This window comes from Flavobacterium sp. NRK F10 (assembly GCF_024054235.1).
GTDB classification, from domain to species: Bacteria; Bacteroidota; Bacteroidia; order Flavobacteriales; family Flavobacteriaceae; genus Flavobacterium; species Flavobacterium sediminis.
Map to the genome: position 1 here is coordinate 2,809,500 of NZ_JAMXLC010000001.1, position 26,801 is coordinate 2,836,300.

Here is a 26,801-nt window from a genome sequence, read left to right on the forward strand (position 1 = left end):
TTTTAAAATTTGAAATTATAAGTAACACTAGGGATGATTCCGAAAATAGATGTTCTTCTCGCTTCACTTAAACCAGTATCAGCATTTTGACCAAATGAAAATGAAGCTGCATTACTTCTGTTATAAACATTATAAATACTAAAAACCCATTCTCCTTGCCATCCTTTGTTTTTTTCAGGTTTAGGAATGTAAGTTGCAGATAAATCTAAATGATGGTATGCAGACAATGAATCATCATTTCTTACGCCATAATTAGCTATTGTAATTCCTTGATATTCATACTTACCTACAGGAAAAGTTGCGGCTCTACCTGTTTGATAAGTGAAAATTCCGCCAAAAGACCACTTTTTATTAAATTGATATGCGGCAGTTACTGAAAGATTATGTAGTTTGTCATAATTTGCTCTGTACCATTCACCATTATTAATTCCTGGTTCTAAGCTATTTCTACCAGGAGTTCTTTGTTCTGCTTTTGAAAGTGTATAAGAAAGCCAACCTGTTAATTTTCCAGTATTTTTCTTAAACATTAATTCTAAACCATAAGAGCGAGCTTCACCATTTAACATAACACTTTCTATAGCATCATTTGCTACTAAATCGGCACCATCAATATAATCTGCTTTATTCTTTACAGTTTTATAGAAAGCTTCTGTTTCTAGTGAGTAATCACCGTTTTTAAAATTTTGAAAATATCCAACTGCAAATTGATCTAAAATTTCAGGTTTTAAGAATTGATCACTTGGAGCCCAAATATCTAATGGAGAAACTGAAGCTGTATTAGATATTAAATGAATGTATTGGCTCATTCTGTTATAACTAGCTTTAATAGACTGATTGTCATTTAATGAATATGCTAAAGCTATTCGTGGTTCAAGGTTATCAAAACTTGCAATTTTTTCATTGTTTTCATATTTTTTTGTTCCAATAGGAGTAGCTTCTTCATAAACTTGAAAATCTTGATTAAATATTACTGCTTGATTATTTTCATAAATATTTACTTCTTCATCTCCAAGTCTCATAAAATTACTGTATCGCAAACCATAGTTTATGGTTAACTTATCTGAAATTTTCTGTTCCGCACTAATATATAAAGCATTTTCAAAAGCATATTTGCGGTTAATTTGAGTCGGATTAATCCCAGAAGATTCATTCAAAGGGGTAATTGTACCTGGATTAAATTTGTAATATATCGAATTTAAACCATAACTAAGAGTCAAATTATTTGAAACATAATGCTTAAAATCATATTTAAAATTATAATTCTTAATATCTGATTCCCAATCGATACCTATAAAATCTAATTCAAAACCATAGTTATACTGGCTATATATAGCTGAAGCATTTGAAAATAGTTTATCTGAAAAAATATGATTCCATCTTACATTAAAAAGTGTATTTCCATAATTATTAACAAAATCATCTCCAAAGTTTAATTTGTCATTTCCAAAATAACCTGATATAAAAACGTTATTTTTATCGTTAAATTTATAGTTAAACTTTGTGTTTAAATCGTAAAAATATGCTGTGTTAGGTTCATCAGCTAATTGCAAAAATAAATGAGCATAAGATCCTCTCCCTGCAACAACAAATGAACTTTTATCTTTTACTAAAGGTCCTTCTACTAATAACCTACTGGATACAGCTCCAATTCCTCCATTTACATGAAACTCATTTTTATTTCCTTCCTTTTGGTAAATATCTAATACTGAAGAAATTCTCCCTCCGTAATTAGCAGGAATTCCACCTTTATATAATTTTAAATCTTTAATTACATCAGAGTTAAATACAGAGAAAAAACCAAAGACATGGGAAGTATTGTAAACAATAGCTTCATCTAATAAAACTAAATTTCCATCAAATGAACCACCTCTTACATTGAACCCTGTAGCACCTTCTTGAGCATTAGTTACACCGGGTAACTGTAATGCTGCTTTTAATACATCAACTTCACCTAAAACAGCTGGCATTTTTTTTATGGTAGCTATTGAAAGTTTATTTGTACTCATTTCTGGTTTTTTGATATTTGTCTTTTGTGTATTTGCCGTTATAACGACTTCATCTAGATTTGTACTTTCATAAGTTAAATTGAAATCTTTTTGGAAACTTTGCGTTAAAGATATTTTCTCTTCTATTGTGCCATAGCCCATATAAGTTATATAAACAGTATATTCTCCTTTAGGGACAGTAATTGAGTAAAAACCATAATTATTTGTTGAGGTACCTGTATTTAACTCTTTTATATATATACTAACACCAAGCAAAGTTTCTTTATTTTCAGAATCAGAAATTGTACCGCTTAGGGTAACTTTTTCTTGAGCCATTGCTTGAATAATAAATACAAAAAAGAATAATAGTGTTGTCTTAAGATTATTTTTCATCTTCAAGTAATTTTTATTTCAACAAGCAAAATTATTTTTTAATAGAAATGAGATTATTGATTTTATACCAAGTCCCATATTTATTATACGAAATTGAAGCTTATAGGATGATTATAATTAAAACAGCTTTGTCACTAGTTATTAACTAATTTTGTATAAAAAGAAAAGGGTTTTGTATAAAAAGCGAATTGCTTTAATTATTGAAGCTAATTTTGTAGTTTGTAAAACTAATATTATGTGTAAGAATCTAGAAGAGAAAAAAAGAAGAGAAGACCAATTAATACAGTTTTTGACCAATAAAAAGTATAGGTTAAAAAGGCATGCTGTGATGATTACCCTTTTTATATTAGCAATATTCAATACTACACCCGAATATACTGAGCCGACTGAAACGATAAGCAGAATAATAGCAATAGTATTATTTCTAGTTTTGATTTATATAAATATGTATTTTTTAGTACCAAAATTACTTTTTGAAAATCATTATAAACGATATGGTTTATGTGTAATAGGTCTTATTATTATATCAAATATTACGAATTATATTGGTCAATATATTTATACTATTGATGTAAGACTTGAACCAGAAAAAGAACATATTAATTTTTTGCCTTTTTCATTAGTGATTTTTATTATTATTTCCGCATCTGCAGCAATTAAACTATTTCAACAATGGATGTTAGATACACAAATTATTAATGAATTGGAAAGATCTAAAGCACTTGTAGAACTTGACCAATTGAAAAACCAAATAAATCCACATTTTCTTTTTAATATGCTCAATAATGCAAACGTACTTACTAAAAAGGATCCTGAAAAAGCTTCACAGGTATTGATGAGATTGAGTGATTTATTACGCTATCAATTATATGATAGTAGTAGAGATAATGTTTTACTAACTTCTGATATAAGATTTCTTGAAGATTTTCTTAATTTAGAAAAAGTTAGAAGAGATAATTTTAGTTTTTTAATTTCAAAAGAAGGAGATTTAAATGGAGTACAAGTTCCTCCTTTATTATTTATTTCTTTTGTTGAAAATGCTGTTAAGCATAATAATGACAGTTCTAATTCTTCTTTTATTAATTTATACTTTAATATTGAGAATAACATTCTTATTTTTAAGTGTGAAAACTCTGTGCCAAGTGTAAAAGCTATTCAAAAAACTGGAGGTATAGGGTTAGCAAATATCAAAAGAAGATTGGAGTTGTTATTTCCAATTACACATCATCTGGATATTGATGAAAATAATGGTCTTTTTTGTGTAACCCTAACTATTAAATTATGATTTGTATAATCGTTGATGATGAGCCTTTAGCTAGAGAAGCTATAGAAATGTTAATTGAGCAATATGATGGCTTAAATTTAGTAGGTTCATTTAATGGTGCAGAAAATGCATCTAAATTCATTTCCAAAAATAAAGTTGATTTGATTTTTCTAGACATTCAAATGCCAGGAGTTAATGGTATTGAATTTGCAAAACTAATCCCCAAAGATACCTTTGTAGTCTTTACAACTGCATTTTCAGAATTTGCCCTTGATAGTTATGAAGTAGATGCCATAGATTATCTTATAAAACCAGTTAAATTTGAAAGATTTAAAAAGGCTGTTGAAAAAGTGGTTACTTATTCAAAATTATTTGATTTAGAGTCTAATAATAATCAATTAGAAGATTTTACTGAAGAATTCTTTTTTGTGAAGGCTGATCGTAAAATGTTTAAAGTATATTTTAATGAAATTAATTTTGTGGAAGGATTAAAAGATTATGTGGTTATACACACTGAAAATCAAAAAATCATTACTGCAATGAATATAAAGACAATACATGAATATTTACCTAAAAGTATATTTGTAAGAGTTAGTAAATCATATATAATCAACTCAAAATCCATAGAATCAATTGATAATAATACTGTCTATATTGGAAAAAATGAGATACCAATAGGAAATGTTTATCGAGATTATTTTTTTAATGAATATGTAACTAAGCGCATCTTAAGTCGCTAACTTAGGTTTTTTAGATTAATTTGAATAAAATAAGTAGATATATGAGAAAATACAAATAACAACAATAATAATTGTTGCTATTAATATCCAGTTATTTTCGATAAACTCATATAAGTTTTTCATTTATTCTTTAATTTGAATCATCTATTTTATCTTTTAACATGTTTGATTCCCACCATTTATAAAAGGATTGAGTTTTAGATTTTAAATCTAATTTTTCACCAATAATTGGAGTACTTATATCAAAATCATATTTTTCTTTTTTATGTAAGCCCGTAACCATCTCTAAAGGTTCATACCATGGATGTGTAGATAATCTAAATTTTGAAGAATGAACTGGCAACAATCGTTTTGCTCTTAAATCTAGTGCGGCTTTTAATACTTGTTCGGGTAATAGATGGATTGATTCCCAAGCTTTATTATACTGACCATTTTCTAAAATTGCTAAATCAAAAGGACCAAATTTTTCTCCAATTTCTTTAAAGTGCATACTGTAACCACTATCACCTCCTACATAAATTTTATAATTTGGAGTTTGAATAACAAAAGATAACCAAAGGGTGTTGTTTCTAAATATACTTCTACCTGAAAAATGTTGTGTTGGTGTAGTGTGAATAATAGTTTGTTTTGTTAAATATTCTGTTTCATACCAATCTTTTTCAATAATTTTATTTTTATTAAAACCCCAATATTCTAGATGAGAAGCCACCCCTAAACCACAAATTACTTTACCAACCCTATCTTTTAATTTTAAAATGGTTTCATAATCTAAATGGTCATAATGATCATGGGTAATTAGTAAATAATCAATATAAGGCAAGTCACTTACTTGATACTCGTTACTACCCTCAAAAGCTTTACCATTACCTGGTATTGGGGAAGCATTCCCACTAAAAACAGGGTCAACTAAAAATCTTTTTTTATCAATTTGAATGTAGTAAGAAGAATGACCAAACCATACCAAAAAATCTTCATCTTGCTTTAAAGTCTTTAAATTAGTTTTTACTGATTTAATAGTATTTGATGGTACTTTGTCTGGGTATTTTTCTGTAATAGCTTTTCTGATTAATCCAAAAAACGAATGTCCTTCTGACAATAAAGGAACATTGTTGATATTTTGAAATTTACCATTTTTATAATTTGGCGATTTCTTAATTCTTTCTAAATGCTCCCCTGAGGGAGCTTTACCAAATTGAGGTTGATTTAAAAACCAAACACCAATAATAAATACAACTGCAATGATTATTGCTATAGTGTAGAACATTCGTTTTAATATTTTTTTATACTTAGGTTTCATTTAATATTTTTAAGAAACTAACATTGGGGTTTTTCCTAAAAATGTAGGTGTCTTTACTTGTGAAAGAATAAAATCAGCAACATCTTCTCTAGAAATTCTTGCACCATGTTTACCTGTCATTTCTGATATTGCATTGTATTTACCTGTTCGTTTTCCATTAGTTAAAAAACCTGGGCGAACAATTATCCATCGTTTAATATTTTTCATAATAATTTCTTCTTGACGATTTTTATCATCGTATTGCCTTTTTAATACTAAAGGCATAAATATAGTATCATATAAAAAACTACAATGTCCTTTACTATCACCTGCTCCTAAACCAGTAACTGCAATGAGTAATTGTTCTGGTTTAATAGCTTTTGAAATATTTTCAGCCGATTTAGAAAACATTGTTTGAGGTTTTGTTACATTTTTTGTACCTAAACAATCACAAATAACGTCTTGTCCTGTTACAATTTTTTTAATAGCTTCAGGATCCTCTGCAGAACCTTCTATAATTGAAAGATTTTGATGCGAAATTAACATTGTACTTGGCACGCGTGCCAATACAGTAACTTGATGTCCATCTTCAAGTGCTTGTTTTGTGAGAGCAAAGCCAATACCACGAGTTGCTCCAATAATTGCAATTTTCATATTTCTTTTTCTTTATTTATAATAATATTAATCCAACGATATCCTTGTAAAACAATAACAGGCACAGCATGAATTAAAGCTGGTTTCCATTGATAATGAATAAATGCCCAGTGTGTGAATGCTAATAATGCTGCTAAATATCCCCAATTATGAATTTTTTTCCAAGTAGCTTTGAGACGTTTCACCCAACCATCTGTACTAGTAATAGCCATAGGAACCCAGATGGCTAACGAAATCCAAGCTATGATTAAACTAAACTCAAAAAACTCTTTTTTAACTTGACTAATCGGAACTTCAATTAAATAGATAGTGGTATGAAATAGTCCATAAACAAAAGCAGCAACACCAAAATAGCGTTTATTTCGAACAAGCCATCTGGGAAATTTCCTTTTAGGAAAGAGCATTATTAGAGGAGTAGCTACTAATGAAAAAACCAAAAATCTTGCACTCAATTCTCCTGTTACATGCATTAGTCTGTCATAATCCATTCTCCGATTAACTAAACCAAGAAGTAACATTAATCCTGGTAACATTAGAAATAACCAAAGTATAAACTTACTTCTCCACCAAGGAAGTCTTTGTTTATTACCGAATCCCATATATTAATAAAAGATTATTTTTATTTACTTGTGACTTTTGTCCAATGAACAGTATGACTCATAATAGACAATTTACCTGTAACTTTTAATTTATTACCTTGCACTTCAAAGGTTGTTTGAAACCATCTTTTTTTCTTAAAAAGATAAAGTTGACCACTTAAAATTCCCTTTTCATACTTTGTTTCTTTGATGATTACTGTACCAGGAGCAGCTTCTTTATTATCAGACGATATAACTTTCCCAACAATACTATTTCCTTGCTTTTCAATTTTAACTAAAGTATTATCTGTGTCTGTTTTCCAAGTTCCTAGAAGATTATCTTGTGCGTAAGTATTTAAACTAAAGATACTTATAAATAATGTGATAATGATTGATTTTTTCATGGAGAATGTTTTTTGTTATTATTTTTTTTTAACCAGTCTAAATTAGTCACATCAGTAATCAGTAAAATAAAATTTATACCAAATGTTATAATTTTTATACAAAAGAGAAAATTAGGAATACTTATCCTAATTTAGTTACCACAGAAACAACTGAAAATTTATCTTTCAAAATCTTCATGTCTTCACTTACTTTTCTATCTAATACTTTGGCATAATGCTGGGTAGTTCTTAAATTTTTATGTCCTAGCATTTTACTAACACTTTCAATAGGAACACCGTTTGTTAAAGTTACAGTAGTTGCGAATGTATGTCGAGCTATGTGGAAAGTTAACTCTTTATCGATTTCACAAACTCCGGCTATTTCTTTTAGGTACGCATTCATTTTTTGGTTGGATAAAATAGGAAGTAGTTTATCTTCATTTAAGCATTGCGGATGATTTTCGTATTTGTCGATTATCATTTGTGTAACTGGAAGGATTGGAATTTTAGAAGCGGATTCTGTTTTTTGTCTGTGAGTAAATATCCATTTTTCACCATCAATACCATAGCTTATATGTGATTTTGTTAAGTTTTTGACATCTATGTACGCTAAACCAGTAAAGCAGCTGAAAAGGAAAATATCACGTACTAGAGACAATCGCTCTGTTTTAAAGTCTTTTTCAATTATAGTTTGAATTTCTTCTTCGTTGAGGTACACACGTTCTACTTCTTTGACTTTTGATTTATAGTTTGCAAATGGATTTTTATCAAGCCAATCATTGGCCAAACATATCTTGATTATTTTATTGAAGTTTTTGATGTATTTCACTGCTGTATTGTTGGCACAGTTTCTAACGCTTCGTAGCCAAAATTCATAATCGGTTATAAAAGCATGATCTATCTTTGTAATATCGATATCGGAAACGTTGTATTTCCATTGCATGAACTCGATAGTATGCTTCAATGAAGTAGTGTAGCGTTCCAGTGTTCCTGGTGCGTATTCTTTTCCAACCAATTCTTTTATTTTATTGTTGTGGTCTTGGAAGATGGGAACGAGCATACGTTTGGTTTCGGAAAAACCAAACAATTCATTTTTTAAATTCTCTGATGTTATGCTAATGTCTTTTTTGAATAGTTTCTTCTCTGCTTCTAAAACTTGATTTTTTAGATAATCAAGATGACTATTGATTGTTCTAGCTTCTTCATTAGTGCCTTTTGCTTTGCTACCTTCTGAAGACCATTTATCGGGATTGATGTATTTGTTGGTGCTAAACTCAAATCGTTTGGCATTGACAGTTACTCTGGTGTAGATTGGACAAACTCCTAAATTGTTGACTTTTGCTCTCTTAATGTAGAAGAGAATTGCTACTGATGTGTTCATTGTTGGTGACCTTAAAGTTAGTATTAAATTTATTCGATTTAATAACTACACACAAGATGTACATTTTTTGAATATGTTGTTGAACACCTTGTAGTAGTGGTGTTTTCGTTGCGAGGAGTCACTTGAAATTTTAATTTTTTAGTGACACCTCGAAAGACACCTAAACTTTGAGATTTAATGAATAATTTGGTGTAGCCTTAAAAGAAAAAACCCGCTAAATCATTGAATTTAGCGGGTTTTAGTATCGTTTGCTTTTCAGCTCGCGGAGAAAGAGGGATTCGAACCCCCGGACCTGTTACAGTCAACAGTTTTCAAGACTGCCGCATTCGACCACTCTGCCATTTCTCCAGTAAGTCGCTATCATTTCGTGATTGCGAGTGCAAATATAGGAAGCTTTTTTTAGTTTCAAAATGTTTTTCGATAAAAAAACTAACTTTTTTTTAATCTTTTTTTTAAATGTTTGATAATCAGTTTTTACGATTTTTAAATAAAAAAACAAATTAGTAAAACGGAGTATTCTAATCGGTATTTCTGTACCTTTGTAGCTCTTCGTAACAGATTATGCATTTCGAATTTTCTTACCTGATCTTAATTCCCATTGGTTTTATTGCCGGTTTTTTGAATACAATTGCCGGAGGAGGGACTTTATTGACATTACCGACATTGATTTTTTTAGGACTTCCGGCTTCTGTTGCAAACGGAACGAACAGAATCGCTATTTTAGCGCAAACTACTGCCGCTGTAAGAGGGTTTAAAAGCAAAGGAGTTTCAATGTATCCTTTTAGCTTGTATCTCGGTATTTCTGCTTTTTTGGGTGCATTTATCGGGGCTAAACTGGCTTCTGACATCAGTGGAGTCGTATTCAATAAAATTTTAGCCGTGGTGATGATCATGGTTTTATTGACCACAATCTTCAATCCGGTAAAATACAATAAGGATTATGTGGCTAAAGTGACAGGAAAGCCGCTATGGGTAACAACGGTCATTTTCTTCTTTTTAGGGATCTACGGTGGCTTTATTAATGCCGGTATAGGTTTTTTAATGCTGGTGATCTTACCTTACATTAACGGGTTAACTCTTTTACAGGCCAATGTTACGAAAGTTTTTGTGGTGGCTTTGTATACAGTAAGTGCAGTTATTGTTTTTGCGCTGGAGCATAAAATAAATTATGGTATAGCCGGAATTTTAGCGATAGGAAATACTTCCGGAGCATGGGTGGGGAGTCGTTGGTCTGTAAAAAAAGACGATAGAGTTATCAAAATCTTCTTAGTGATAACCGTATCGTCTTTAGCTATAAAACTTTGGTTCTTTTAACCTTTTTAGTAATTTACATATTCTGTGATTTCTAATCCGTAACCGATCATTCCCACTCGTTTCTGGTGTTCTTCGGTGTTACTTAGAAAACGAAGTTTGGAAATGTCTAAGTCGTGAAGGATCTGAGCACCGATCCCGAAATCTTTAGCATCCATTTTAACCTGAGGAGCTTTCATTATTCCTTTTTCCTGTAATTCTTTTAGTTCTGCTAAACGCGGAAGAAGATTACCGGATTGTAATTCCTGATTGATAAAGATAATAGCTCCTTTTCCCTCAGCATTGATCTTATTGAACATATCGTCCAGTTTCTTATCGGCATCGTTTGTCAATGTGCCTAAGATGTCGTTATTGACCTGTGTGGAATTGATACGCGTCAGAACTTCTTCACCTTTGGTCCAGTTGCCTTTTGTTAAAGCAAGGTGTACCTGTTTGTTAGTGGTTTGAAGATAGGCTCTTAAGCGGAATGTTCCGAAGCGGGTTTCGATTTCAAAGTCTTCTTTCTTCTGGATTAAACTATCGTGTTGCATGCGGTAAGCAACAAGAGCTTCAATAGAAACTAATTTGAGATCAAATTTTTTAGCTACTTCTACTAATTGAGGCAAGCGAGCCATGGTTCCGTCTTCATTTAAAATTTCGACTAAGATACCGGCTGGCTTTAAACCGGCCAATCGGGCAAAATCAACAGCGGCTTCAGTATGTCCGGTTCGTCTTAAAACCCCACCTTGTTTGGCGATCAAAGGGAAAATATGTCCGGGACGACCCAAATCTTCAGATTTTGTATCTTCTTCAATTAATGATTTTATGGTTTTGGCTCTGTCATGAACTGAAATCCCTGTTGTACAGCCATTACCGATCAAATCAACAGAAACGGTAAATGCTGTTTGGTGCAATACGGTATTGTTGGTAACCATCGGGTGTAAATCCAGTTCTTTACAACGACTTTCTGTAAGTGGAGCACAAATTAATCCACGTCCGTGAGTGGCCATAAAGTTGATCATTTCAGGAGAGACCATTTCTGCTGCTGCAATAAAATCTCCTTCATTTTCACGGTCTTCATCATCTACTACAATAATGACTTTTCCTTGACGAATATCTTCGATCGCTTCTTCAATAGTGTTGAGTTGTATGTTGTGTGACATCATGTTTAGTTGTTATTTTCTTTATTTTTATTGTTGTTGAATAATCGTTTAAAAGGTTTCGTTAACCAATCAAAATTAATGCTTCCCATAAGTCCTATATCGTTGGTCGCCCTGTAAGTTAATACGATGGCAAGAGGGGTTAACAAGATAGAAGCCATCCACACTCCTAAAAAGGTAGGAATAGAGTCTTCCTGAGCTAATTTTCTTCCGAAAGTATTAGTGAAGTGAAAAGCAATAAAGATCACTATGGCAAATACTATAGGTAACCCGATTCCTCCCTTTCTGATAATAGCCCCCAAAGGAGCTCCGATAAAGAACATTAGCAGACAAGAATAGGCGATCATGAATTTTTCATGGATCACGATCCAATGGCTGTTAATCTGTTTCTTTTTGTTTTCCAGATCGGTTTTGCTGTTATGAATGCTGAATTCTGTACTGGTAACATTGTTCTTTGCAGCTTCCAGAATTCGTTTTTGATCTTTTTCGTCGTAGAGGCTTAATAGATCCTCTATTTTTTTTGTTTTATCTACTATAGTGGTGTCTTTGTTTGCAGGCAACAGATTCAGTTTTTTAGTGAAGATCACTTCCTGACGTTGCGCCATATTGTCTGCCATTGAGATAATGTCTTTGTCATAGTTGCGTTGCAAAGAATCTACGGTGTAGCTTAATTCTCTCAGGTTTAACATTTTTTCCGATGTAACGTCGTCATCGTTATTGTCAGCAGTGTTTAGTTTTGTGAGGTCAATATTGATGGTATATTTTTTAAAACTACTTTTTGCAAAGGGGTATTTTTTTCGGTCTTTGTATTCTTTCGGAATAATGTTCTCATAATAGTCACCGTTAAAAAGCTGTAATTGTAAATAATTAGACCCTTCCTGACTTTGTAGGAGTCCGCTTTTAGCTTTAATTACAGTATTGGCACCCAATCCGTGTTTAGTATTTTTAACGTGCATGATAACGTCTTCCAATACTTCACCGTTGTTACCTGATTTTTTTTCAACTTTAATATTAATGTTACCGATGCTGTTGAATTGCCCTTCACCGATAGCCATAGCAGGACTTTGCTGAACGATGTCTTTTCGCAGGTTGATAAAGCGGTATTGAGCTTCCGGTATAACATTGTTGGCAAAAACAAAGGAAACCAGGCTCAGTATAAAGATACTGACCGTTAACATACGCATAGAACGCTGTAGTGAGATACCGGATGATTTCATGGCGGCAAACTCATAGTTCTCGGCAAAACTACCGAAGGTCATGATTGAAGCCAGTAAAACAGATAGCGGAAGAACTAAAGGAACGATCGTAGGCGCATAGAAGGATAAGAACTTTAAAACAGTAAAGGTATCCAGGTCTTTACCGGCTAATTCAGAGATGAATAGCCAGATTCCTTGTAATACGAATATAAAAAACAAGATTACAAACACAGAAGCGAATGTAATCATGAAGGATTTGATAATATATTTGTCTAATATTTTCACCGAAAAAAATTAATCCAATCTGTTAATATAGTAATTAGGGTATTTCGATTCGGTAAAGGTAAAATGATTTTTTGACAAAGGCTGATTTGTTTTAAAAGAATTAACAGTTAAGGTTGTTCGGGTACCGTTTTTACCGATTTCGATCAGGTTGTAAATATTTTTAGTCTGAATATCGATCCCGATTAAGATCTCTTTACGTTGATCTTTTGAACTGATCGGTGTTAATTTCACATATTGGATTTTTCTTCCTTTGATATCCTGTAAAATATCCCATGCATATTTGTATCCCGAATTGAAGAAAGTCAGCATTTTGTTAGGAGTGATCGCATCTTTGTCTGTTTCGTCATATTTAGAGATTGTGATCTCTTCATCTTCAGGAACAATGGTGTACACTTTTTTGCCATCAAAAATCTTGGTTACTCCCATAAAGTTTAAGGTGTATAGATTTCCTTTTAAAACTACATTCCCTTTGCTTTCCTGATTGATATTCTCTTTAGGATTGCTTAAAGCGTATTTGAAATCAATAGTAATGTTTTCGTATGTTTTGATTTTAGCAGAAACTTCATCCAATAAGGCTTTAGCCTTTTGTGCGTTTTGCGCTTGTAAAGTTGTAATACTCAATAAAAAAAGTAATGCTACTTTTAAAAATTTAGTCATTTTAATTATGGTTTTGTTCATTGTTTAAAAATTCGTCTAAGGCTACTAAATCCGGAACCAGTACAGAACGGGCTTTACTACCTTCAAAAGGTCCTACAATTCCAGCTGCTTCTAACTGATCGATGATTCTTCCGGCTCTGTTATAGCCTAATTTTAATTTTCTCTGGATCAAAGAAGCACTTCCTTGTTGTGCTGTTACAATCACTTCGGCTGCTTCTCTGAATAAAGAGTCACGTTCGGAAATATCTATATCAAGACTTGTGCCACTTTCTTCTCCAACGTATTCCGGCAGAAGATAAGCATCAGGATAAGCTTTTTGATTACCGATAAAATCACATATTTTTTCAACTTCAGGAGTGTCTACAAAAGCACATTGTACCCTTGTAAGGTCATTTCCCTGAGTATATAATAAATCTCCGCGACCGATCAATTGATCTGCACCCTGATTGTCTAAGATTGTTCTGGAATCTATCTTTGAAGTTACCCGGAAAGCAATACGAGCCGGGAAATTAGCTTTAATGATACCTGTTATCACATTAACGGAAGGTCTTTGTGTAGCAATGATTAAGTGAATACCGATGGCTCTGGCTAATTGTGCCAAACGGGCAATAGGGGTTTCCACTTCTTTTCCTGCCGTCATGATCAGATCGGCAAACTCATCAACAACGAGTACAATATAAGGTAGAAAACGGTGTCCGTTTTCAGGATTCAATTTGCGTAATTTGAATTTTTCATTGTATTCTTTAATGTTACGAACCATAGCATCTTTTAAGAGATTGTAACGGTTGTCCATTTCAATACACAATGAATTTAAAGTATTGATTACTTTGGTGTTATCGGTAATAATAGCTTCTTCCGTATCCGGTAGTTTTGCCAAGTAGTGTCGTTCAATTTTATTAAAAAGTGTTAGTTCCACTTTTTTAGGATCGACCAAAACAAATTTAACCTCTGCCGGATGTTTTTTGTACAATAAAGAGGTTAGAATAGCATTTAAACCTACTGATTTACCCTGACCTGTTGCTCCTGCCATCAGTAAGTGCGGCATTTTAGCCAGATCAACGACAAAGGTTTCATTGGAAATGTTTTTTCCTAAAGCAATCGGTAATTCCATTTCGGCTTGCTGGAATTTCGGTGAAGCAATAACCGATTTCATGGCAACCATTGTCGGTTTGTTGTTCGGAACTTCAATACCGATAGTTCCTTTACCCGGAATAGGAGCAATGATACGGATTCCTAATGCGGATAATGATAAAGCAATATCGTCTTCCAGATTCTTAATTTTTGAGATACGGATTCCGGCTTCCGGCACAATCTCATAAAGCGTTACTGTAGGTCCTACTGTAGCTTTGATCTGAGAGATTCCAATATTGTAGTTGCGTAGCGTTTCAACGATTCGGTTTTTGTTTTCTTCCAGCTCGTTTTGATCTATAGTAATTCCTCCTGTTGAATACTCTTTCAGCAGATCGATAGGAGGTAGCTGGTAGTTTGAAAGTTCTAAAGTAGGATCAAATTCTCCGAAATCCTGAACTAATTTAGCCGCTAAATTTTCGGTAACAGATTCTTCTTCTTCGTATTTTTCAATAACAAAGTCGCTTTCAGTAGTGTTTTCTTCTTCTTTTGAAGACTCCGGTGTTTGTATATTCAACGATTGACTATTGTTCTCTGTATTAGGTTTTGCATTCAGACTTAATTCTGAAGCATTAGATATAGTCGGTTTTAATTCTTCCTTATTGATCTCAAAAGAAGAAGTCGGTTTTAGTTCAATTTTAGAAAGTTCTTCTTCGTCTTCACGGAGTACAAAATCGTCTTCATTTTTACCGTTTTCTACAGGAATGGAAGTGTCTTCAACGGAGTATTCATTCTCAAAGGTAGAAGTTGGACTTGCCTCTGAAGCTGCAAGTTCAGCCTCTTCCTGTAATACTTTAGCCGGTTTTTCAAAAAAGTTCTTTACATTTTCAACGGAGATTTTGATTCGGAAAACGAGAAAGATTACCACGCCAAATACAAGGCTTAATAATGTACCCACTTTACCGATGTAATCCTGAATGAATAAATTCATCTCAAAACCAACCACCCCGGAAAGTTGGGGAAGGAGATCCCAAAAGAAACCGAAAAGTATTGATAATACAATTATCAGGTAGAGATCCCAAAAAAATATCTTCTTAAGTTTAGTAACGGAAAGGTCTAAAATAAGGTATACGCCTGTTAAAGATAACATTCGGACAAAAATGAATGAAGCAACCCCGAAACCTTTGTACAGGAAGAAATCGGATAGAAAGGCACCGAATTTTCCTAACCAGTTATTGACTTTAACCGCTCTGTTCAGGACATCATTAACCTGACTTTGATCGTAGTTTCCGGTAACAAAATAAGAAACGAAAGATAGCAGTAATGCTACAGCCAATAAAATGAGCAACACACCTATAGCAAATTTTTGCTGCTTAGTAGGTTGCCAAGATATTTTTTCTTTTAGAGGTACGGAGTTTTTTTTGTTTTGCTTTTCTTTTTTTGCCATTTTAGACTTAACTCTATTTTACAAAAATAGAGAATTTATGCTAAATACGGAATATAAATTATAGCAGCAACAGCAATTGCAGTTAAAGCAGCAAAGAACACTGCCCCGGCAGCAATATCTTTTATAAAACCGATACGTTCATGAAATTCAGGATGTACAAAATCAGCGATTTTTTCAACAGCGGTATTTAAACCTTCAATTCCCAGAACTAAACCGATTGCTAAAGTTTGGATCAGCCATTCTGATTTACTGATCCCGAAATAAAAACCGGCAAGAGTAACTAATAGGGCTACGGAAGATTGTACCATTACACTATGTTCAGTAGTTATTAGTTTGAATGCACCTTTTACGGCAAAGGTGATGCTCTTAAGTCTTCCGGTGAAGAACGTTTCGTCTTTTTTAAATTCCATATTATAATACTGCTAAGGCTGATTCATAATCCGGTTCATTGGCAATTTCAACAACTTGTTCGGTATATTTTACGATGCCGTTTTCATCAACTACAATAATTGCCCGGGAATTTAATCCGGCTAAGGGACCGTCAATCATTTCCAAGCCGTTAGTTTTACCGAAAGAACCGTCTTTAAAATCTGAAAGAGTTATCACATTATCTAAGCCTTCGGCACCACAAAAACGTTTTTGAGCAAAAGGTAAATCTCGTGAAATGCACAATACTTTTGTGTTAGAAAGGTTTCCGGCTTTGGTATTAAATTGTCTTACAGATGTAGCACAGGTTCCTGTATCGATACTCGGAAAGATATTCAGAACCAGTTTACTTCCGTTAAAATCTGAAAGAGAAGTAGTGGATAAATCATTCTTGACTAAGGAGAAATCGACTAATTTAGAACCTACTTCAGGTAAAGTACCGTTAGTAGTTATGGGATTTCCTTTTAGTGTAATTGTTGCCATCTGTAAAATATTAGTGGGCAAAATTACTAAATTAAGAAATATTTGTTTCCTTAAGATTAAATTAATTTTTCGGGATTCTCTTTTTCAGAATTTAGAGCAATCGCTTATTTGTATTCTATTTTGTTGTTTCGAGCCAGTTTTTGAAATCGTAGAAATTCTGAGGAACTACTCCGTGTCCTACAGGATATTCCTTGTAGGTTACAGCTAGTCCCAATTTTTCCAGAAAAGGTTTGGCTTTTCTGCCCCAGTCAACAGGGATTACCTGGTCAACTGTTCCGTGAGAAATAAAAAATTGTAAATGTTTGTTATTAAAAGTCGTGTAGTTATCAGATAATATGTTTTCGTTCATATAACCGCTCAAGGCAACTACCCGGGCGATCTTTTCAGGATAGGACAGGGCAGTAGCATAGCTTAAAATAGCACCTTGACTGAAGCCGATAAGTGTTATGCTTTGAGTATCTAAAGGGTATTCATTTACAATTTGGTCGATGAATTCGGCAATTAGGTCTTTGGATTGACGCGCTTGTTCGTCATCGGAGAATTTATTTTCATCGGCATCAAAATGTATGGCATACCACGCATGACCGAATGGTTGTAGATTATAAGGCGCTCTTACAGAAAAGATATAGTAATCTTCCGGTAGTTCACCGGCAAAGGAGAACAGGTCTTCTTCATTGCTGCCATAGCCGTGTAATAAAATTAATGCCGGGTTTTTATCTTTCTTTTCTTTAGGTTCGCGTAGTAGATAGTGTAGATTCATTAATTATGACTTTTATCGCAAAAGTAATTAAAAAAGCAAAATGAAAAAAAGTCCAGACTATTAACGAAGGTATTTTGCACCAAATCTCGTTGTGTTAATAGAATGGACTATAATAGGAAGTTTTATGATAGGGGGGGCGGTTAGCTAAATAAGCTATTCCAAAAAGATTTTTTTTCTGTAGCCTTCTTCTCTTCTTTTTTGTCAGAAGATTTTAATATTGAAGTTAAAAATTCATCATAAGTTTGTTTTTGCTCGTCTAAAAAACCTGCGAAATAAGCCATTGAAGCATCTAATCCTTTAGTATCTTCAATGTTCTTAATTTTTTTATAGACACCTTCTATTTTGCTTATCACTTCGGGAGTAACAGCCTTTCTTCTGGCCATGTATCCGTTAATGTCGCCTTCGGTATCTTTGAAAAAATCATACTGGGTAATGATCCAATAATATTTTCCGTCTTTTGCTTTGTTCTTAATAATGGCATGAAAGTCTTTGCCTTGTTTAAGATTTTCCCAAAGCATTCTGAAAATAGCTTTTGGCATATCAGGATGTCTGATAATATTATGAGGCTGTCCCAGAAGTTCACTTTCTTCATAGCCACTAACATTAACGAATGCTGAATTTACATAGTTGATAATTCCTATTCTATTGGTTTTACTTACGAGTTCTAAGGTTTTGTCCCAGTTTACTTCGATATTTACAGGTTCAACATTTGTTCTCATATTGTTTCTGTTTTTTTTGTTTTTTACTTAATCTGCATTCCGTGCAAGACGAAATCCGAAAAAATCATTTTCTATAAAGGGTTTGGCTGCCCAACGATTTGCTACTCTTAAAGAATAGGTTCTGCTATCCCAGGAGCCTCCGCGTAAACATCTTTCAGTTCCGTTTTCCGGACCACTGGGGTTGTTTTTCGTTTCTGTTAAGTAGAAATCCCTGTTGTACCAATCCCAACACCATTCCCAAGCGTTTCCGGACATGTCGTAAAGACCTAATTCATTCGGGAGTTTTGTCCCTACAACGTTAGGTGATTTGGCATTTTTGTTATACCATGCGACTTTGTCAAGAGTGTTGCTTCCTGAGAATTTGTAACCTTTTGATAACTTTCCTCCTTTAGCCGCGTACTCCCATTCTGCTTCTGTGGGAAGTCTGTAGCCATTAGCTTTGAGATCTCTGACCCAAACAGTGCCGACTCTCTTGTAAACTGGTTTAAACTTATGTTTTTTACTAAGCCAGTTGCAATACTTGATAGCGTCAGTCCAACTAATGTTGGTTATGGGATGATGATTAAGAGGATTCCAGTTTCTGAAGTTTGGCATTTTGATTTTATTCGCCAAAGCGTAGATTTTCCATTCGGCTAATGTGACTTCATATTTACCGATGTAAAACGAATTTAATTCTACATCGTGATCTAATTGTTCGTCACCTTCAATGGAACTGTTTTTTTTGGTTCCCATTCTGAATTCTCCACCTTCCACAAGAATTAAATCAGGTATAGATTGAGAAAAAGAATTGGTAGATATAAGTAAAGAACAGATAGCAGTAAGAATTATCTTCATTAGATTAATGGGTTAATTAGCTAGTTTTAAAGTGTAATTTTATAGGTTGTCTTTCAATGTTTTCTTGTATTTGTTTAACAAGGCCATTGTCATACCTAAGTTTGCTTTTGTGCTATCTACAGCTAAGTAAACAAAATAAGCGCCGTCTTCAGCAAGGTCAATAATGTGGATTTGGTTGTTTAGGTTTACCAGAATGTTTTCTAATTTGCTGTCCAGGCCTAATGCTTTAATAGCAGTCATTTTTGCTTTTGCTACTTCTAAGTTGTAAACAGAAGCAATTGCGGGATCAAAAGAAGGAACGGCACTATCAGAACCGTATAATACGCCTGTTTTAACGTCTGCTACAGCTGTTGCAATGTACCCTGGCGTGTTTGTTTTCACTTCTTCGATGAAAGTTTTGATAAAATCTGACATAATACTTAATTTAAATTAATATTTAGGTTAATATTTTTTTAGTGTTTAATAGCTTTTTAAAATATTTAAATTATAAGTTTGATTCTTAAAACAGTATTTTGGAAATTTTAATGCTTTTGTATAATTTTCATTTTTTAATTTTTCCTTAATTTGTTGACTTTTCACAAAAAGCATTTGCACATTAGCTAAATTTGCTTTATATGAATTTTGGACAAATATATAAACAAGTGGTTAATTATCAATAATAATTATAAAAAAATGAATAAAAAATATTTACAATGATTTTACCTAAAGAAAATGCAAGAATTCGCAAAGTGATAGAACATTTCTGTAACGGAAATGAGCTACAATTTAGTAGAGAAATAGGAATAAGTCAGCCGAGGATTAACAGATTATTTACAAAAGACCCTAGAAACGGAAGGTATCCTGTGGTAACATTTAATATAGTTAAATCCATTCTTGAGAGATTTAAAGATGTTTCGTCAGACTGGTTGGTAACCGGTCAGGGAGAAATGTTGCGAAAGCAAAATGAAAAAGAGTATGAGCCGAGTTTATATCTTCCTTTGTTAAATTATCAACATTTTTATAAAAATGGAAATGAAAATGATTTAGTATCAGGAGATTATATAATAAGTAAGCTTAAAAGTTTCGGAGTTGAATTTTTAGTCGAAAATAAAAAATCAATTTACGGGTGTAAAGAAGTTTCTGTGAATACTTTTATAATCTATGGTAGGCAATATGTTTTATATACGGATCAAGGGATACTGATAAAAAGATTATATGCTGTAGAAGGCGAAGACGAAAAGTTAAAATGTGTCGGTGAATATGACGAAACAGCTTTTAAGATCGATAAAAAATTAATAAAAAAACTTGCCATTATTATTGGCAAGTTAGAATATTATTAAGATAAATGAAATTATAAATTTTTAAAAAACTTTTGATAGAAATCTCCCACGATAGGAACTATTCTTTTTTCATTGTTCAGACACCCTAAGAAGCCATAGATCCAAAGAATGAAAATAAATAACCAAAAGGCAGAGGAAACCATCCAACTGTTAAAGTAACCGATAGGATAGCCTAATAAAAAGAAAGTTAAAAAAATACCTAAAGCCTGTCGGATATGAAAACTGGCAAAATTGCTTTTGTTTTCGTCCTGATTCATGAAAATAGCAATTACACTACCGATAATGGTAATATAACTTATAATCGCCGTGTTTTTCCCTTTTTCAATATCGTTCATAATGTGTTGTATTTTTTAGTTTTAGTATAGAAGTTAAATAGAGAAGTTGATTTCCGGTTTTCCGTTGTTGTAAATTCCTATACTTCTTCCTTTCATTTTTTGACCTAAAAAAGCAGAGTTCTTAGACTTTGAAAGGATATTTTCTTTTTCGAAGTTCCAGTTTTCTACCGTAGTAAACAAACTGATCTCAGCTTTATTATCAGTATTGATGGTATGCTGAGACAAACCAAACACTTTTTTACCAGCTGTGAGTTTAGAAATCACGACTTCTAACGGTAAGATACTTAATAGAGCCCCGAAAGCACTTTCTAAGCCAATGGTTCCGTCTTTAGCCAGATCAAATTCTAATTTTTTATGTTCAATGTCTAAAGGATTGTGGTCTGAGGTAATGCAATCTATTGTTCCGTCTAAAACGGCTTCTATAAGTACTTTTCGGGTAGCTTCGTCACGTAGCGGAGGTAAAACTTTATAACGAGAGTCAAAATTATCCAGAACCGTGTCGTTATGGATAAGGTTGTGAACGGCTACACTACAACTTATATTTAATCCTTTAGCTTTTGCTTCTTTAATAAGCTGAACGGATTCTTGCGTGGAAATAGTCGGAATATGCATTTTACCGCCTGTATATTCCAACAGATATAAATTGCGAGCTACATGCAAGGCTTCTGCTAAAGCAGGAATACCTTTTAATCCCAGTTTGGTTGAAGTGACCCCTTCGTGAACAATACCTTTTCCTTTAACGGAGTTGTCCTGACAAAAGCTGATAACTAAACTATCAAAATCCTGAACATATTGCAAAGCGATTTTTTGAACATTAGCATTTTGAATTGCTTTTTGATAATCTCCGAAAGCAATAGCACCTGCATTTTTCATATCGTAAAGTTCAGCTAAGTCTGTTCCTTCACTGTTGATCGTTAAAGAGCCTATCGGATAAAGCGATGTTGCTTGATCCTGAGCTTTGTCTAAGACGAACTTCACTAAGGCCTGGTTGTCAATAACAGGATGGCTGTTAGGTTGTAAAGCAACACCGGTAAAACCACTTAAAGCAGCTGTTTTTAAACCGTTAGCAATGGTTTCTCGATCTTCATAACCCGGTTCTCCGAAAGAAACAGAAGTGTCAAACCAACCTTGTGATGCGTGCAGGTCAGGAATATTGATCTCAGTAGTATCGTTATCTTTGGATAAGTTATTGCCGATCTCAATGAATTTACCATCTTGAATTTTAAGATCGACCTTTTGATTGTGAAAAGGGCTTTCAGGATCAATAATGGTGACATTTTTTATTAAAACCGTTGTCATTTTACAAATTTTTGGATTAGTAGTTCAATAAATAAAAGAAGTAGTGTTGTTATAATAAACCATTTCCATAAACCGGTATCGTTTCTTTCGGAGTCCAACTCGTTAAGTGCAGTTGATACGGAGTTTATTTTGGTAAAGGTATCAAAAAATGAAGAATTGATCTTTTGCAGATCGCTTTCTGTTCTGGGATAGTTAAAACTTACATTGGCTAATGTATCCTGTCCGTGTACAATGGAATAATTCCCTGCTTGTTCGGGATAATCACCAAAGCTGATCTTTACTTTAGTATTCAGAACTTGTTGTAAAGGGATAAAGCTGTAAGATTCGTTCTGTACCGATAAAACCTGATCTTTTCCTATACCGGTCTCAATGAACAATTGTTCGTTTTGTCCGATGGTATAGTGCGTTTGAGCTGTTCCTGAATTGTATTGTGCCATGTTGTAAAAAGTAGGTACAATTAAAGGGGAGTTTTGGAAATTAGACAGCTTTTTGTTTATAGGCGCTGAAAAGATAAAGGCATTTCCTTTTTTATTTGTAATCCAACTTAAAAAAGGGGATTGGTCTTCAAAGGATAAAATGGAAGAAATAGTACCCGAAACCGGAAAATACGTCTGAACATTAGGATACTGAAAATTATGGATCTTTTTTTCGAAGACATTTTTATACAAAGGATGTTCAAAATGAATTTCTGTGATCAGTTTTTCATTTTGTTGTAATTCGTTAACTCTCAGGTTTCCTAATTGGCTTAGCAATGTATTCAGGTTCTCGACGTTACTGTTTTCGCTCGGAATGATGATTAGATTGCCACCTTTTTCATAAAAAGCAAGTAAAGTATTGCTTAAGGAAGGGGTAATGTTTTCCGGTTCGTTTATGATGATCGTATGCTGCTGCTCAATACTACTGAAATCCAGTTGGTCGAGAGTCGTTTCGGTTAGTTGGAATTCGTCCGGAGTAATGATCTTGCGGATGAAATTATTTTTTTCAGGTGTACCAATAACTAAAACATTTAATTTTTTAGGTTTGCTCAGACTGAAGTAAAAGGTATTGTCATACGGTAGGCTGTTGTCTTCAAGAATAGCTTTTCCTTTGAAATCTTTTTTCGGTACGTTTATTTTAAGAACCTTTTCGTTTTTGTCATTTTCAAAAGAAATTGTAGATTTTGCAACGGTTTCGCCTGAATCACTAACAATAGAGAAGAGGATATTATCGGTTACGTTTCCGTTTTTGGAAAGAGAAACGGATATCTCGTAGAAAGAATCCGTAATAGCAGAGATAGAAATGTTGTCAATACTGCAATTAGCACTATTCTCAGCTTTCGGAAAAATTCCGTAAAGGGTTCCTTTTTGCACTAAATCAGTTGTTTTTTCAGACGATACATCTACGCCATCAGTTATAAAAATATAATCCTTAGTAGTATTCGGTTTTTTATTTTCAACTTGCGACAATAAATAATCCGGTTGAAAAGAGTATGACGTGTATTGTAAGTTCTGTAATTCTTTCAGAATGCTTTTAGGGGTAATATCCCAAAAACTTTTTGACGGACTTACTATGGAAACCGTTTGGTTCTCCGGAATATTTTCTAAAATATCCTGAATGCTTTTTTTCAGGAGTTCGCCCTCAGAACCTTTCGCCTGCATGGAAAATGAGTTGTCGACCAGTAAGATCAATTCGTTATTTTGAGCCTTTGAGTCCTTAGCCGGTAAAAACGGTTGGGCAAAGGCAAAGATCAAGGCCGCAAGCAATAATAGGCGAGTGGCAAGCAATAGCCATTTTTTGATCGAACTGCTTTTTCGGGTCTGTAATTGCAGTTCTTTTAAAAGCTTAACATTGGTAAAGTATTCTTTTTTGAACTTTCTAAGTTGAAATAAATGCACTAAAATTGGTATAACCAAAAGAAAAAGGAAATATAGAATTTCAGGATGTTTGAATTGCATTTACTTAGTTTTTCACTAAAAGATATAATTGCCAAAAATACGAAAAGAAATGAAACAGATGTTTACTATAGCGCATAAAAATTCTAAAAAACACTATGGTTCGTTTCTGTTTTTTTCTTCTTCATTATTTTGAATGCAATCAAAAAGAACAAACTTAACGGAAAAATGAAGATGCTGTAAATTGTAAAGAAATGAAGCATGAACCCTGTAAAGGTCAGAAACAACAGAAAGTATATAATGTACAGAAAACCAAGCTTTAGTTTTCCTTTAGCATATCCGTCAAAGAACAGGATTAATACAGGAATAGCACTAATACTGAGTAAGAGCATTTATTCGGGATTGTTTTTCTTTTTACCGTTTTTAAATTTAATGTTTTGTAGTATGGGCTTATTTTTTGGAGCAACACTTTTCTTAATTGCTTTTTTAGGTTGCGGTTTTTGTTTATTCTGATTTACTTCAGTTAATACTTCCATCGGGTTCTTTGGCTCTTCTTTGGTTCCACGTAGATAAATGACTAAACCATTTAGAAAGTTTCGCAATACCTGATCTCCGCAATCCATGTATTTAGGGTGTTTTTCATCTCTGAAAAAATTGCCTAATTCTCCTTTTGACATTCTAAAATCAACTAATTTTAAAATTTCTACAATTTGATCATCTCGTAGTTGTAGTGCTACTCTTAGTTTTTTTATAACGTCATTATTATTCATTCTGTTTCTTTTAGGAAAGGCTTTTCTGCCAATGGATTTTTGGCAAAGGTAAGTATATTTTTAAATGAAAGATAAAAAAACAACTGTTGAACGTCTTAAAGAAGAGTGTTGTTATGGTTATAGAGTGAAAATGTTCTCTAAGTAAAAGTTCAACAGTTGTATGGAATAATTGGCAGTTAGTTTCCGATTACATACCAATTAGTTCCATTGCTTTGAATCATGTAGCGTTCTCCGGCCGCTAATGCTGTGATAGTACTGTTTGTAGCATCGTCAAAAAGACTTCCGCTTAAACAGCTTATCGTTTTAGAGCTTATGCCGGGAATACCTATTAAGACCAATATTTTTCCGTTAACAGTTGCCGGATCCGGCAAAACAATAGAAGAAACGGAGTTGCTGATTCGTAATGTATAGTCATTTGCCGTAACGTTATAGGTACCGGAACTGACAGTGCTGATACTCTGAACAGAGCTGACACTGCTTGGATTGGACCAACTCACATTGCCACTGCCATCAGTAACCATGATTTGTCCGTCAGTACCTCTTGATAACGGTAAAATATAATTGTTAGTACTGGTTGTTCCAATGGAAACTCTTCCTAAGAAATAACCTGCATAACCAGTTGATTTTAAAGCGGCTGAGTAAACTCCGTAGTGTATACCACCGGCACTACTGTCTACATAATTGTAAGTCCCGTATTTATCACCTGAACCCGAACCGGAAATCATATTCTGAACACCGTATTTAGTGTTGTTTCCGTTTCCGCCTACTTCAAATAAAGCTCCGTGAAAAACGCCTGAACCGTTTTTAGCGTTATCAATGTAAACTCCGGTATTATTCCCGTTACCGGTACCTCTGAATTCAATATTGATCCCGTAATGAGCGGCACTATTCGTTCCTGCAAAACGAGTAAACAAACCGTTTTGTACTCCAGTTGACGGAGCACTGATCAGGTTGTATACTCCTGTAACAGGTCCGCTTCCGGCCAAGAATTCATTGTATAAACCTCTTTTTTCACCTGAACCGGAATGGTTTAATATATTGTGTACGCCACCAACGACACTTGCATTAGCTGTTCCGGTTAAATTATTTTCAAGGCCATAAGCTGAGTTACCGGCTACAGTAAATGCAGTTTTTATAGCGGATGCTGCGGTAGCACTCGTATTGGTCCTTGTGACTAATAAAGTGGAATTGTTCGTGTCTGTAGTTTCGGAAATATCTAATTGGGTTGTAGCCGTATTCTTACCAATAGCAGTATTACCAATGTGAAACATAGAGTCGTTAATGTCATCCGGTGCTGTTAAGGTTCCCTCTTCAAACCAATCAGCATCCTGATATCCTCCTATAGAAGTGCCGGTTACGAATGGAATCCAGTCCGGAACAGTATTGTCCCAATAATAGAAACCAGGCGATTTCGCACCACTTGTGTTTAATAACTGAATCAACATACCGTGTTGATTAACAGTAGGGTTCGCAGTAGGTAAGCTGTTTAATCTCGTAATGATCAAACCATCGCTATTGGTGGGGTTAGCGGGGTTTGAAGCAGCGATTTCTAATTGAGCATTTGGGGACGTTGTACCAATACCAACTTGAGTGTAGCCGTAGCTGATACTCAAAATGGTAACTAGAGTAATTAAATGCTTCATAGAAAATTTATTTATTTGTTACCGATTACATTTTGTTAAAGAACTATAGTAAAGCTACAATTTTGTTAAAGAAATGAATTCATTTTATCGATTAACTGCCGTAAATAATTGTTGAAATCAAAAAAATGTTTATTTTAGTTAAAAATCTTTGTGAAATTATGGACAGTACTTATCAGGAAAAGATAGGATTGCTACAAGAAATGATTGCTTTTTCACTTGTTGACGGAGAACTGCATGATCGTGAGTTTGACTTTATCATGGTTATTGCCAGTGAATTAGAGGTGGATAAAGAAACGGTTTTTAAGTTGTTTGACAAGAAACAGGAGAAAGTAGTAATAAAAGATGAATTTAACAGAGTGTGCCAGTTTTACCGCTTAGCTTTGTTAATGCATTGTGATGGTGTATTGCATGAAAGAGAACAAATAAAAATAAATGAAATAGGAATTAATATGGGGTTGAATCCTTATGCGATGAAGCGTGTATTGCATTTGATGAAGGAATCCCCGACACGAATGGTTGACGGAGAAACTCTTTTATCTGTCTTTAGTGAGCAACACAATTAAAAGGCATAACCATGGGTGCTTT

At 33.6% G+C, this 26,801-nt stretch carries 26 protein-coding genes and 1 tRNA gene; 5 read left to right on the forward strand and 22 right to left on the reverse strand.

Annotated features, from left to right (window positions below):
* Nucleotides 1–2 precede the first annotated feature (2 nt).
* Nucleotides 3–2,378: a TonB-dependent receptor gene (locus NHF50_RS12780; protein ID WP_252776826.1), complete on the reverse strand. Its 2,376-nt coding sequence runs from the start codon at nt 2,376–2,378 to the stop codon at nt 3–5.
* Between the two features lie 172 nt (nt 2,379–2,550).
* Between NHF50_RS12780 and NHF50_RS12785 the strand changes: the two genes are divergently transcribed.
* Both NHF50_RS12785 and NHF50_RS12790 read left to right on the forward strand, forming a co-directional pair.
* A complete protein-coding gene (locus NHF50_RS12785; protein WP_252776828.1) occupies nt 2,551–3,663 on the forward strand; it encodes a sensor histidine kinase in 1,113 nt (370 codons plus the stop codon).
* Complete coding sequence (locus NHF50_RS12790) at nt 3,660–4,382, forward strand: LytTR family DNA-binding domain-containing protein (RefSeq protein WP_252776831.1); 723 nt, start codon at nt 3,660–3,662, stop codon at nt 4,380–4,382. Before NHF50_RS12785 ends, NHF50_RS12790 begins: the two co-directional genes overlap by 4 nt.
* 130 nt (nt 4,383–4,512) lie before the next feature.
* Here the strand turns inward: NHF50_RS12790 and NHF50_RS12795 are convergent, their stop codons facing one another.
* The 6 genes from NHF50_RS12795 to NHF50_RS12820 form a co-directional block, all read right to left on the reverse strand.
* Nucleotides 4,513–5,679: an MBL fold metallo-hydrolase gene (locus NHF50_RS12795; protein WP_252776833.1), complete on the reverse strand. Its 1,167-nt coding sequence runs from the start codon at nt 5,677–5,679 to the stop codon at nt 4,513–4,515.
* A 9-nt stretch (nt 5,680–5,688) separates the two neighbouring features.
* Entirely contained in the window at nt 5,689–6,312 is a 624-nt protein-coding gene (locus NHF50_RS12800) for an SDR family oxidoreductase (protein ID WP_252776836.1), read from the reverse strand.
* On the reverse strand, nt 6,309–6,911 hold the full coding sequence (locus NHF50_RS12805; protein ID WP_252776838.1) for a ferric reductase-like transmembrane domain-containing protein: 603 nt from the start codon (nt 6,909–6,911) through the stop codon (nt 6,309–6,311). The genes NHF50_RS12800 and NHF50_RS12805 overlap by 4 nt, the downstream gene beginning before the upstream one ends.
* A gap of 20 nt (nt 6,912–6,931) precedes the next feature.
* Nucleotides 6,932–7,294 (reverse strand): DUF2147 domain-containing protein, encoded by a 363-nt coding sequence (locus tag NHF50_RS12810; RefSeq protein ID WP_252776839.1) that lies wholly within the window; start codon nt 7,292–7,294, stop codon nt 6,932–6,934.
* 121 nt (nt 7,295–7,415) lie between these two features.
* Nucleotides 7,416–8,654 carry a site-specific integrase gene (locus NHF50_RS12815; protein WP_252776840.1) on the reverse strand — a complete coding sequence of 413 codons (1,239 nt, stop codon included), beginning with the start codon at nt 8,652–8,654 and terminating at the stop codon, nt 7,416–7,418.
* 263 nt (nt 8,655–8,917) lie between these two features.
* Nucleotides 8,918–9,002: transfer RNA gene (locus NHF50_RS12820), tRNA-Ser, on the reverse strand.
* Nucleotides 9,003–9,215: 213 nt separating this feature from the next.
* Between NHF50_RS12820 and NHF50_RS12825 the strand changes: the two genes are divergently transcribed.
* Complete coding sequence (locus tag NHF50_RS12825; RefSeq protein ID WP_252776841.1) at nt 9,216–9,968, forward strand: sulfite exporter TauE/SafE family protein; 753 nt, start codon at nt 9,216–9,218, stop codon at nt 9,966–9,968.
* A gap of 5 nt (nt 9,969–9,973) precedes the next feature.
* Here the strand turns inward: NHF50_RS12825 and ribB are convergent, their stop codons facing one another.
* The 10 genes from ribB to NHF50_RS12875 form a co-directional block, all read right to left on the reverse strand.
* Complete coding sequence (gene ribB / locus NHF50_RS12830; protein WP_109570022.1) at nt 9,974–11,110, reverse strand: 3,4-dihydroxy-2-butanone-4-phosphate synthase; 1,137 nt, start codon at nt 11,108–11,110, stop codon at nt 9,974–9,976.
* 2 nt (nt 11,111–11,112) lie between these two features.
* Nucleotides 11,113–12,585: an LptF/LptG family permease gene (locus NHF50_RS12835; RefSeq protein WP_109570023.1), complete on the reverse strand. Its 1,473-nt coding sequence runs from the start codon at nt 12,583–12,585 to the stop codon at nt 11,113–11,115.
* A 9-nt stretch (nt 12,586–12,594) separates the two neighbouring features.
* The gene (locus NHF50_RS12840) at nt 12,595–13,242 is read right to left on the reverse strand and encodes an outer membrane lipoprotein carrier protein LolA (protein ID WP_245896397.1); all 648 of its coding nucleotides are present in this window, start codon (nt 13,240–13,242) and stop codon (nt 12,595–12,597) included.
* A gap of 1 nt (nt 13,243) precedes the next feature.
* On the reverse strand, nt 13,244–15,757 hold the full coding sequence (locus NHF50_RS12845) for a DNA translocase FtsK (protein ID WP_109570025.1): 2,514 nt from the start codon (nt 15,755–15,757) through the stop codon (nt 13,244–13,246).
* 35 nt (nt 15,758–15,792) lie between these two features.
* The gene (locus NHF50_RS12850) at nt 15,793–16,167 is read right to left on the reverse strand and encodes a diacylglycerol kinase family protein (RefSeq protein WP_109570026.1); all 375 of its coding nucleotides are present in this window, start codon (nt 16,165–16,167) and stop codon (nt 15,793–15,795) included.
* 1 nt (nt 16,168) lies between these two features.
* Nucleotides 16,169–16,666 (reverse strand): thiol peroxidase, encoded by a 498-nt coding sequence (gene tpx, locus NHF50_RS12855; protein ID WP_252776842.1) that lies wholly within the window; start codon nt 16,664–16,666, stop codon nt 16,169–16,171.
* Between the two features lie 115 nt (nt 16,667–16,781).
* On the reverse strand, nt 16,782–17,426 hold the full coding sequence (locus NHF50_RS12860; protein ID WP_252776843.1) for an alpha/beta hydrolase: 645 nt from the start codon (nt 17,424–17,426) through the stop codon (nt 16,782–16,784).
* A gap of 140 nt (nt 17,427–17,566) precedes the next feature.
* Complete coding sequence (locus tag NHF50_RS12865) at nt 17,567–18,145, reverse strand: PAS domain-containing protein (protein ID WP_109570029.1); 579 nt, start codon at nt 18,143–18,145, stop codon at nt 17,567–17,569.
* Nucleotides 18,146–18,172: 27 nt separating this feature from the next.
* Nucleotides 18,173–18,979 carry an SUMF1/EgtB/PvdO family nonheme iron enzyme gene (locus NHF50_RS12870; RefSeq protein WP_109570030.1) on the reverse strand — a complete coding sequence of 269 codons (807 nt, stop codon included), beginning with the start codon at nt 18,977–18,979 and terminating at the stop codon, nt 18,173–18,175.
* Nucleotides 18,980–19,018: 39 nt separating this feature from the next.
* Nucleotides 19,019–19,393, reverse strand: a complete 375-nt coding sequence (locus tag NHF50_RS12875; protein WP_109570031.1) for a hypothetical protein — start codon at nt 19,391–19,393, stop codon at nt 19,019–19,021.
* 278 nt (nt 19,394–19,671) lie between these two features.
* Here NHF50_RS12875 and NHF50_RS12880 point away from each other — a divergent pair, with 278 nt between their 5' ends.
* Nucleotides 19,672–20,298, forward strand: coding sequence for a hypothetical protein (locus NHF50_RS12880; RefSeq protein WP_109570032.1), 627 nt, complete (start codon nt 19,672–19,674; stop codon nt 20,296–20,298).
* 11 nt (nt 20,299–20,309) lie between these two features.
* On the opposite strand, the gene NHF50_RS12885 is transcribed toward NHF50_RS12880, so the two are convergent.
* The 5 genes from NHF50_RS12885 to NHF50_RS12905 all read right to left on the reverse strand — a co-directional run bounded on the left by NHF50_RS12885 (nt 20,310) and on the right by NHF50_RS12905 (nt 26,216).
* The gene (locus NHF50_RS12885; protein WP_109570033.1) at nt 20,310–20,633 is read right to left on the reverse strand and encodes a DUF4870 domain-containing protein; all 324 of its coding nucleotides are present in this window, start codon (nt 20,631–20,633) and stop codon (nt 20,310–20,312) included.
* Between the two features lie 33 nt (nt 20,634–20,666).
* On the reverse strand, nt 20,667–21,932 hold the full coding sequence (locus tag NHF50_RS12890; RefSeq protein ID WP_252776844.1) for a dihydroorotase family protein: 1,266 nt from the start codon (nt 21,930–21,932) through the stop codon (nt 20,667–20,669).
* The gene (locus NHF50_RS12895) at nt 21,929–23,866 is read right to left on the reverse strand and encodes a BatA and WFA domain-containing protein (RefSeq protein ID WP_252776845.1); all 1,938 of its coding nucleotides are present in this window, start codon (nt 23,864–23,866) and stop codon (nt 21,929–21,931) included. The genes NHF50_RS12890 and NHF50_RS12895 overlap by 4 nt, the downstream gene beginning before the upstream one ends.
* A 329-nt stretch (nt 23,867–24,195) precedes the next feature.
* Nucleotides 24,196–24,573 carry a DUF1456 family protein gene (locus tag NHF50_RS12900; RefSeq protein WP_252776846.1) on the reverse strand — a complete coding sequence of 126 codons (378 nt, stop codon included), beginning with the start codon at nt 24,571–24,573 and terminating at the stop codon, nt 24,196–24,198.
* A gap of 176 nt (nt 24,574–24,749) precedes the next feature.
* Nucleotides 24,750–26,216, reverse strand: coding sequence for a hypothetical protein (locus tag NHF50_RS12905; protein ID WP_252776847.1), 1,467 nt, complete (start codon nt 26,214–26,216; stop codon nt 24,750–24,752).
* A gap of 125 nt (nt 26,217–26,341) precedes the next feature.
* Here NHF50_RS12905 and NHF50_RS12910 point away from each other — a divergent pair, with 125 nt between their 5' ends.
* Nucleotides 26,342–26,779: an excinuclease ABC subunit B gene (locus tag NHF50_RS12910; protein WP_245896400.1), complete on the forward strand. Its 438-nt coding sequence runs from the start codon at nt 26,342–26,344 to the stop codon at nt 26,777–26,779.
* The last annotated feature ends 22 nt before the right edge of the window (nt 26,780–26,801 follow it).

What these genes read in the sequence shown, in the direction of transcription:
- NHF50_RS12780 (WP_252776826.1), bottom strand. Translation starts at nt 2,378, where the DNA reads ATGAAAAATAATCTTAAGACAACACTATTATTCTTTTTTGTATTTATT.
- NHF50_RS12790 (WP_252776831.1), top strand. Translation starts at nt 3,660, where the DNA reads ATGATTTGTATAATCGTTGATGATGAGCCTTTAGCTAGAGAAGCTATA.
- NHF50_RS12795 (WP_252776833.1), bottom strand. Translation starts at nt 5,679, where the DNA reads ATGAAACCTAAGTATAAAAAAATATTAAAACGAATGTTCTACACTATA.
- NHF50_RS12800 (WP_252776836.1), bottom strand. Translation starts at nt 6,312, where the DNA reads ATGAAAATTGCAATTATTGGAGCAACTCGTGGTATTGGCTTTGCTCTC.
- NHF50_RS12805 (WP_252776838.1), bottom strand. Translation starts at nt 6,911, where the DNA reads ATGGGATTCGGTAATAAACAAAGACTTCCTTGGTGGAGAAGTAAGTTT.
- NHF50_RS12810 (WP_252776839.1), bottom strand. Translation starts at nt 7,294, where the DNA reads ATGAAAAAATCAATCATTATCACATTATTTATAAGTATCTTTAGTTTA.
- NHF50_RS12815 (WP_252776840.1), bottom strand. Translation starts at nt 8,654, where the DNA reads ATGAACACATCAGTAGCAATTCTCTTCTACATTAAGAGAGCAAAAGTC.
- NHF50_RS12825 (WP_252776841.1), top strand. Translation starts at nt 9,216, where the DNA reads ATGCATTTCGAATTTTCTTACCTGATCTTAATTCCCATTGGTTTTATT.
- ribB (WP_109570022.1), bottom strand. Translation starts at nt 11,110, where the DNA reads ATGATGTCACACAACATACAACTCAACACTATTGAAGAAGCGATCGAA.
- NHF50_RS12840 (WP_245896397.1), bottom strand. Translation starts at nt 13,242, where the DNA reads ATGACTAAATTTTTAAAAGTAGCATTACTTTTTTTATTGAGTATTACA.
- NHF50_RS12845 (WP_109570025.1), bottom strand. Translation starts at nt 15,757, where the DNA reads ATGGCAAAAAAAGAAAAGCAAAACAAAAAAAACTCCGTACCTCTAAAA.
- NHF50_RS12850 (WP_109570026.1), bottom strand. Translation starts at nt 16,167, where the DNA reads ATGGAATTTAAAAAAGACGAAACGTTCTTCACCGGAAGACTTAAGAGC.
- tpx (WP_252776842.1), bottom strand. Translation starts at nt 16,666, where the DNA reads ATGGCAACAATTACACTAAAAGGAAATCCCATAACTACTAACGGTACT.
- NHF50_RS12860 (WP_252776843.1), bottom strand. Translation starts at nt 17,426, where the DNA reads ATGAATCTACACTATCTACTACGCGAACCTAAAGAAAAGAAAGATAAA.
- NHF50_RS12865 (WP_109570029.1), bottom strand. Translation starts at nt 18,145, where the DNA reads ATGAGAACAAATGTTGAACCTGTAAATATCGAAGTAAACTGGGACAAA.
- NHF50_RS12870 (WP_109570030.1), bottom strand. Translation starts at nt 18,979, where the DNA reads ATGAAGATAATTCTTACTGCTATCTGTTCTTTACTTATATCTACCAAT.
- NHF50_RS12875 (WP_109570031.1), bottom strand. Translation starts at nt 19,393, where the DNA reads ATGTCAGATTTTATCAAAACTTTCATCGAAGAAGTGAAAACAAACACG.
- NHF50_RS12880 (WP_109570032.1), top strand. Translation starts at nt 19,672, where the DNA reads ATGATTTTACCTAAAGAAAATGCAAGAATTCGCAAAGTGATAGAACAT.
- NHF50_RS12885 (WP_109570033.1), bottom strand. Translation starts at nt 20,633, where the DNA reads ATGAACGATATTGAAAAAGGGAAAAACACGGCGATTATAAGTTATATT.
- NHF50_RS12890 (WP_252776844.1), bottom strand. Translation starts at nt 21,932, where the DNA reads ATGACAACGGTTTTAATAAAAAATGTCACCATTATTGATCCTGAAAGC.
- NHF50_RS12895 (WP_252776845.1), bottom strand. Translation starts at nt 23,866, where the DNA reads ATGCAATTCAAACATCCTGAAATTCTATATTTCCTTTTTCTTTTGGTT.
- NHF50_RS12900 (WP_252776846.1), bottom strand. Translation starts at nt 24,573, where the DNA reads ATGAATAATAATGACGTTATAAAAAAACTAAGAGTAGCACTACAACTA.
- NHF50_RS12905 (WP_252776847.1), bottom strand. Translation starts at nt 26,216, where the DNA reads ATGAAGCATTTAATTACTCTAGTTACCATTTTGAGTATCAGCTACGGC.
- NHF50_RS12910 (WP_245896400.1), top strand. Translation starts at nt 26,342, where the DNA reads ATGTTTATTTTAGTTAAAAATCTTTGTGAAATTATGGACAGTACTTAT.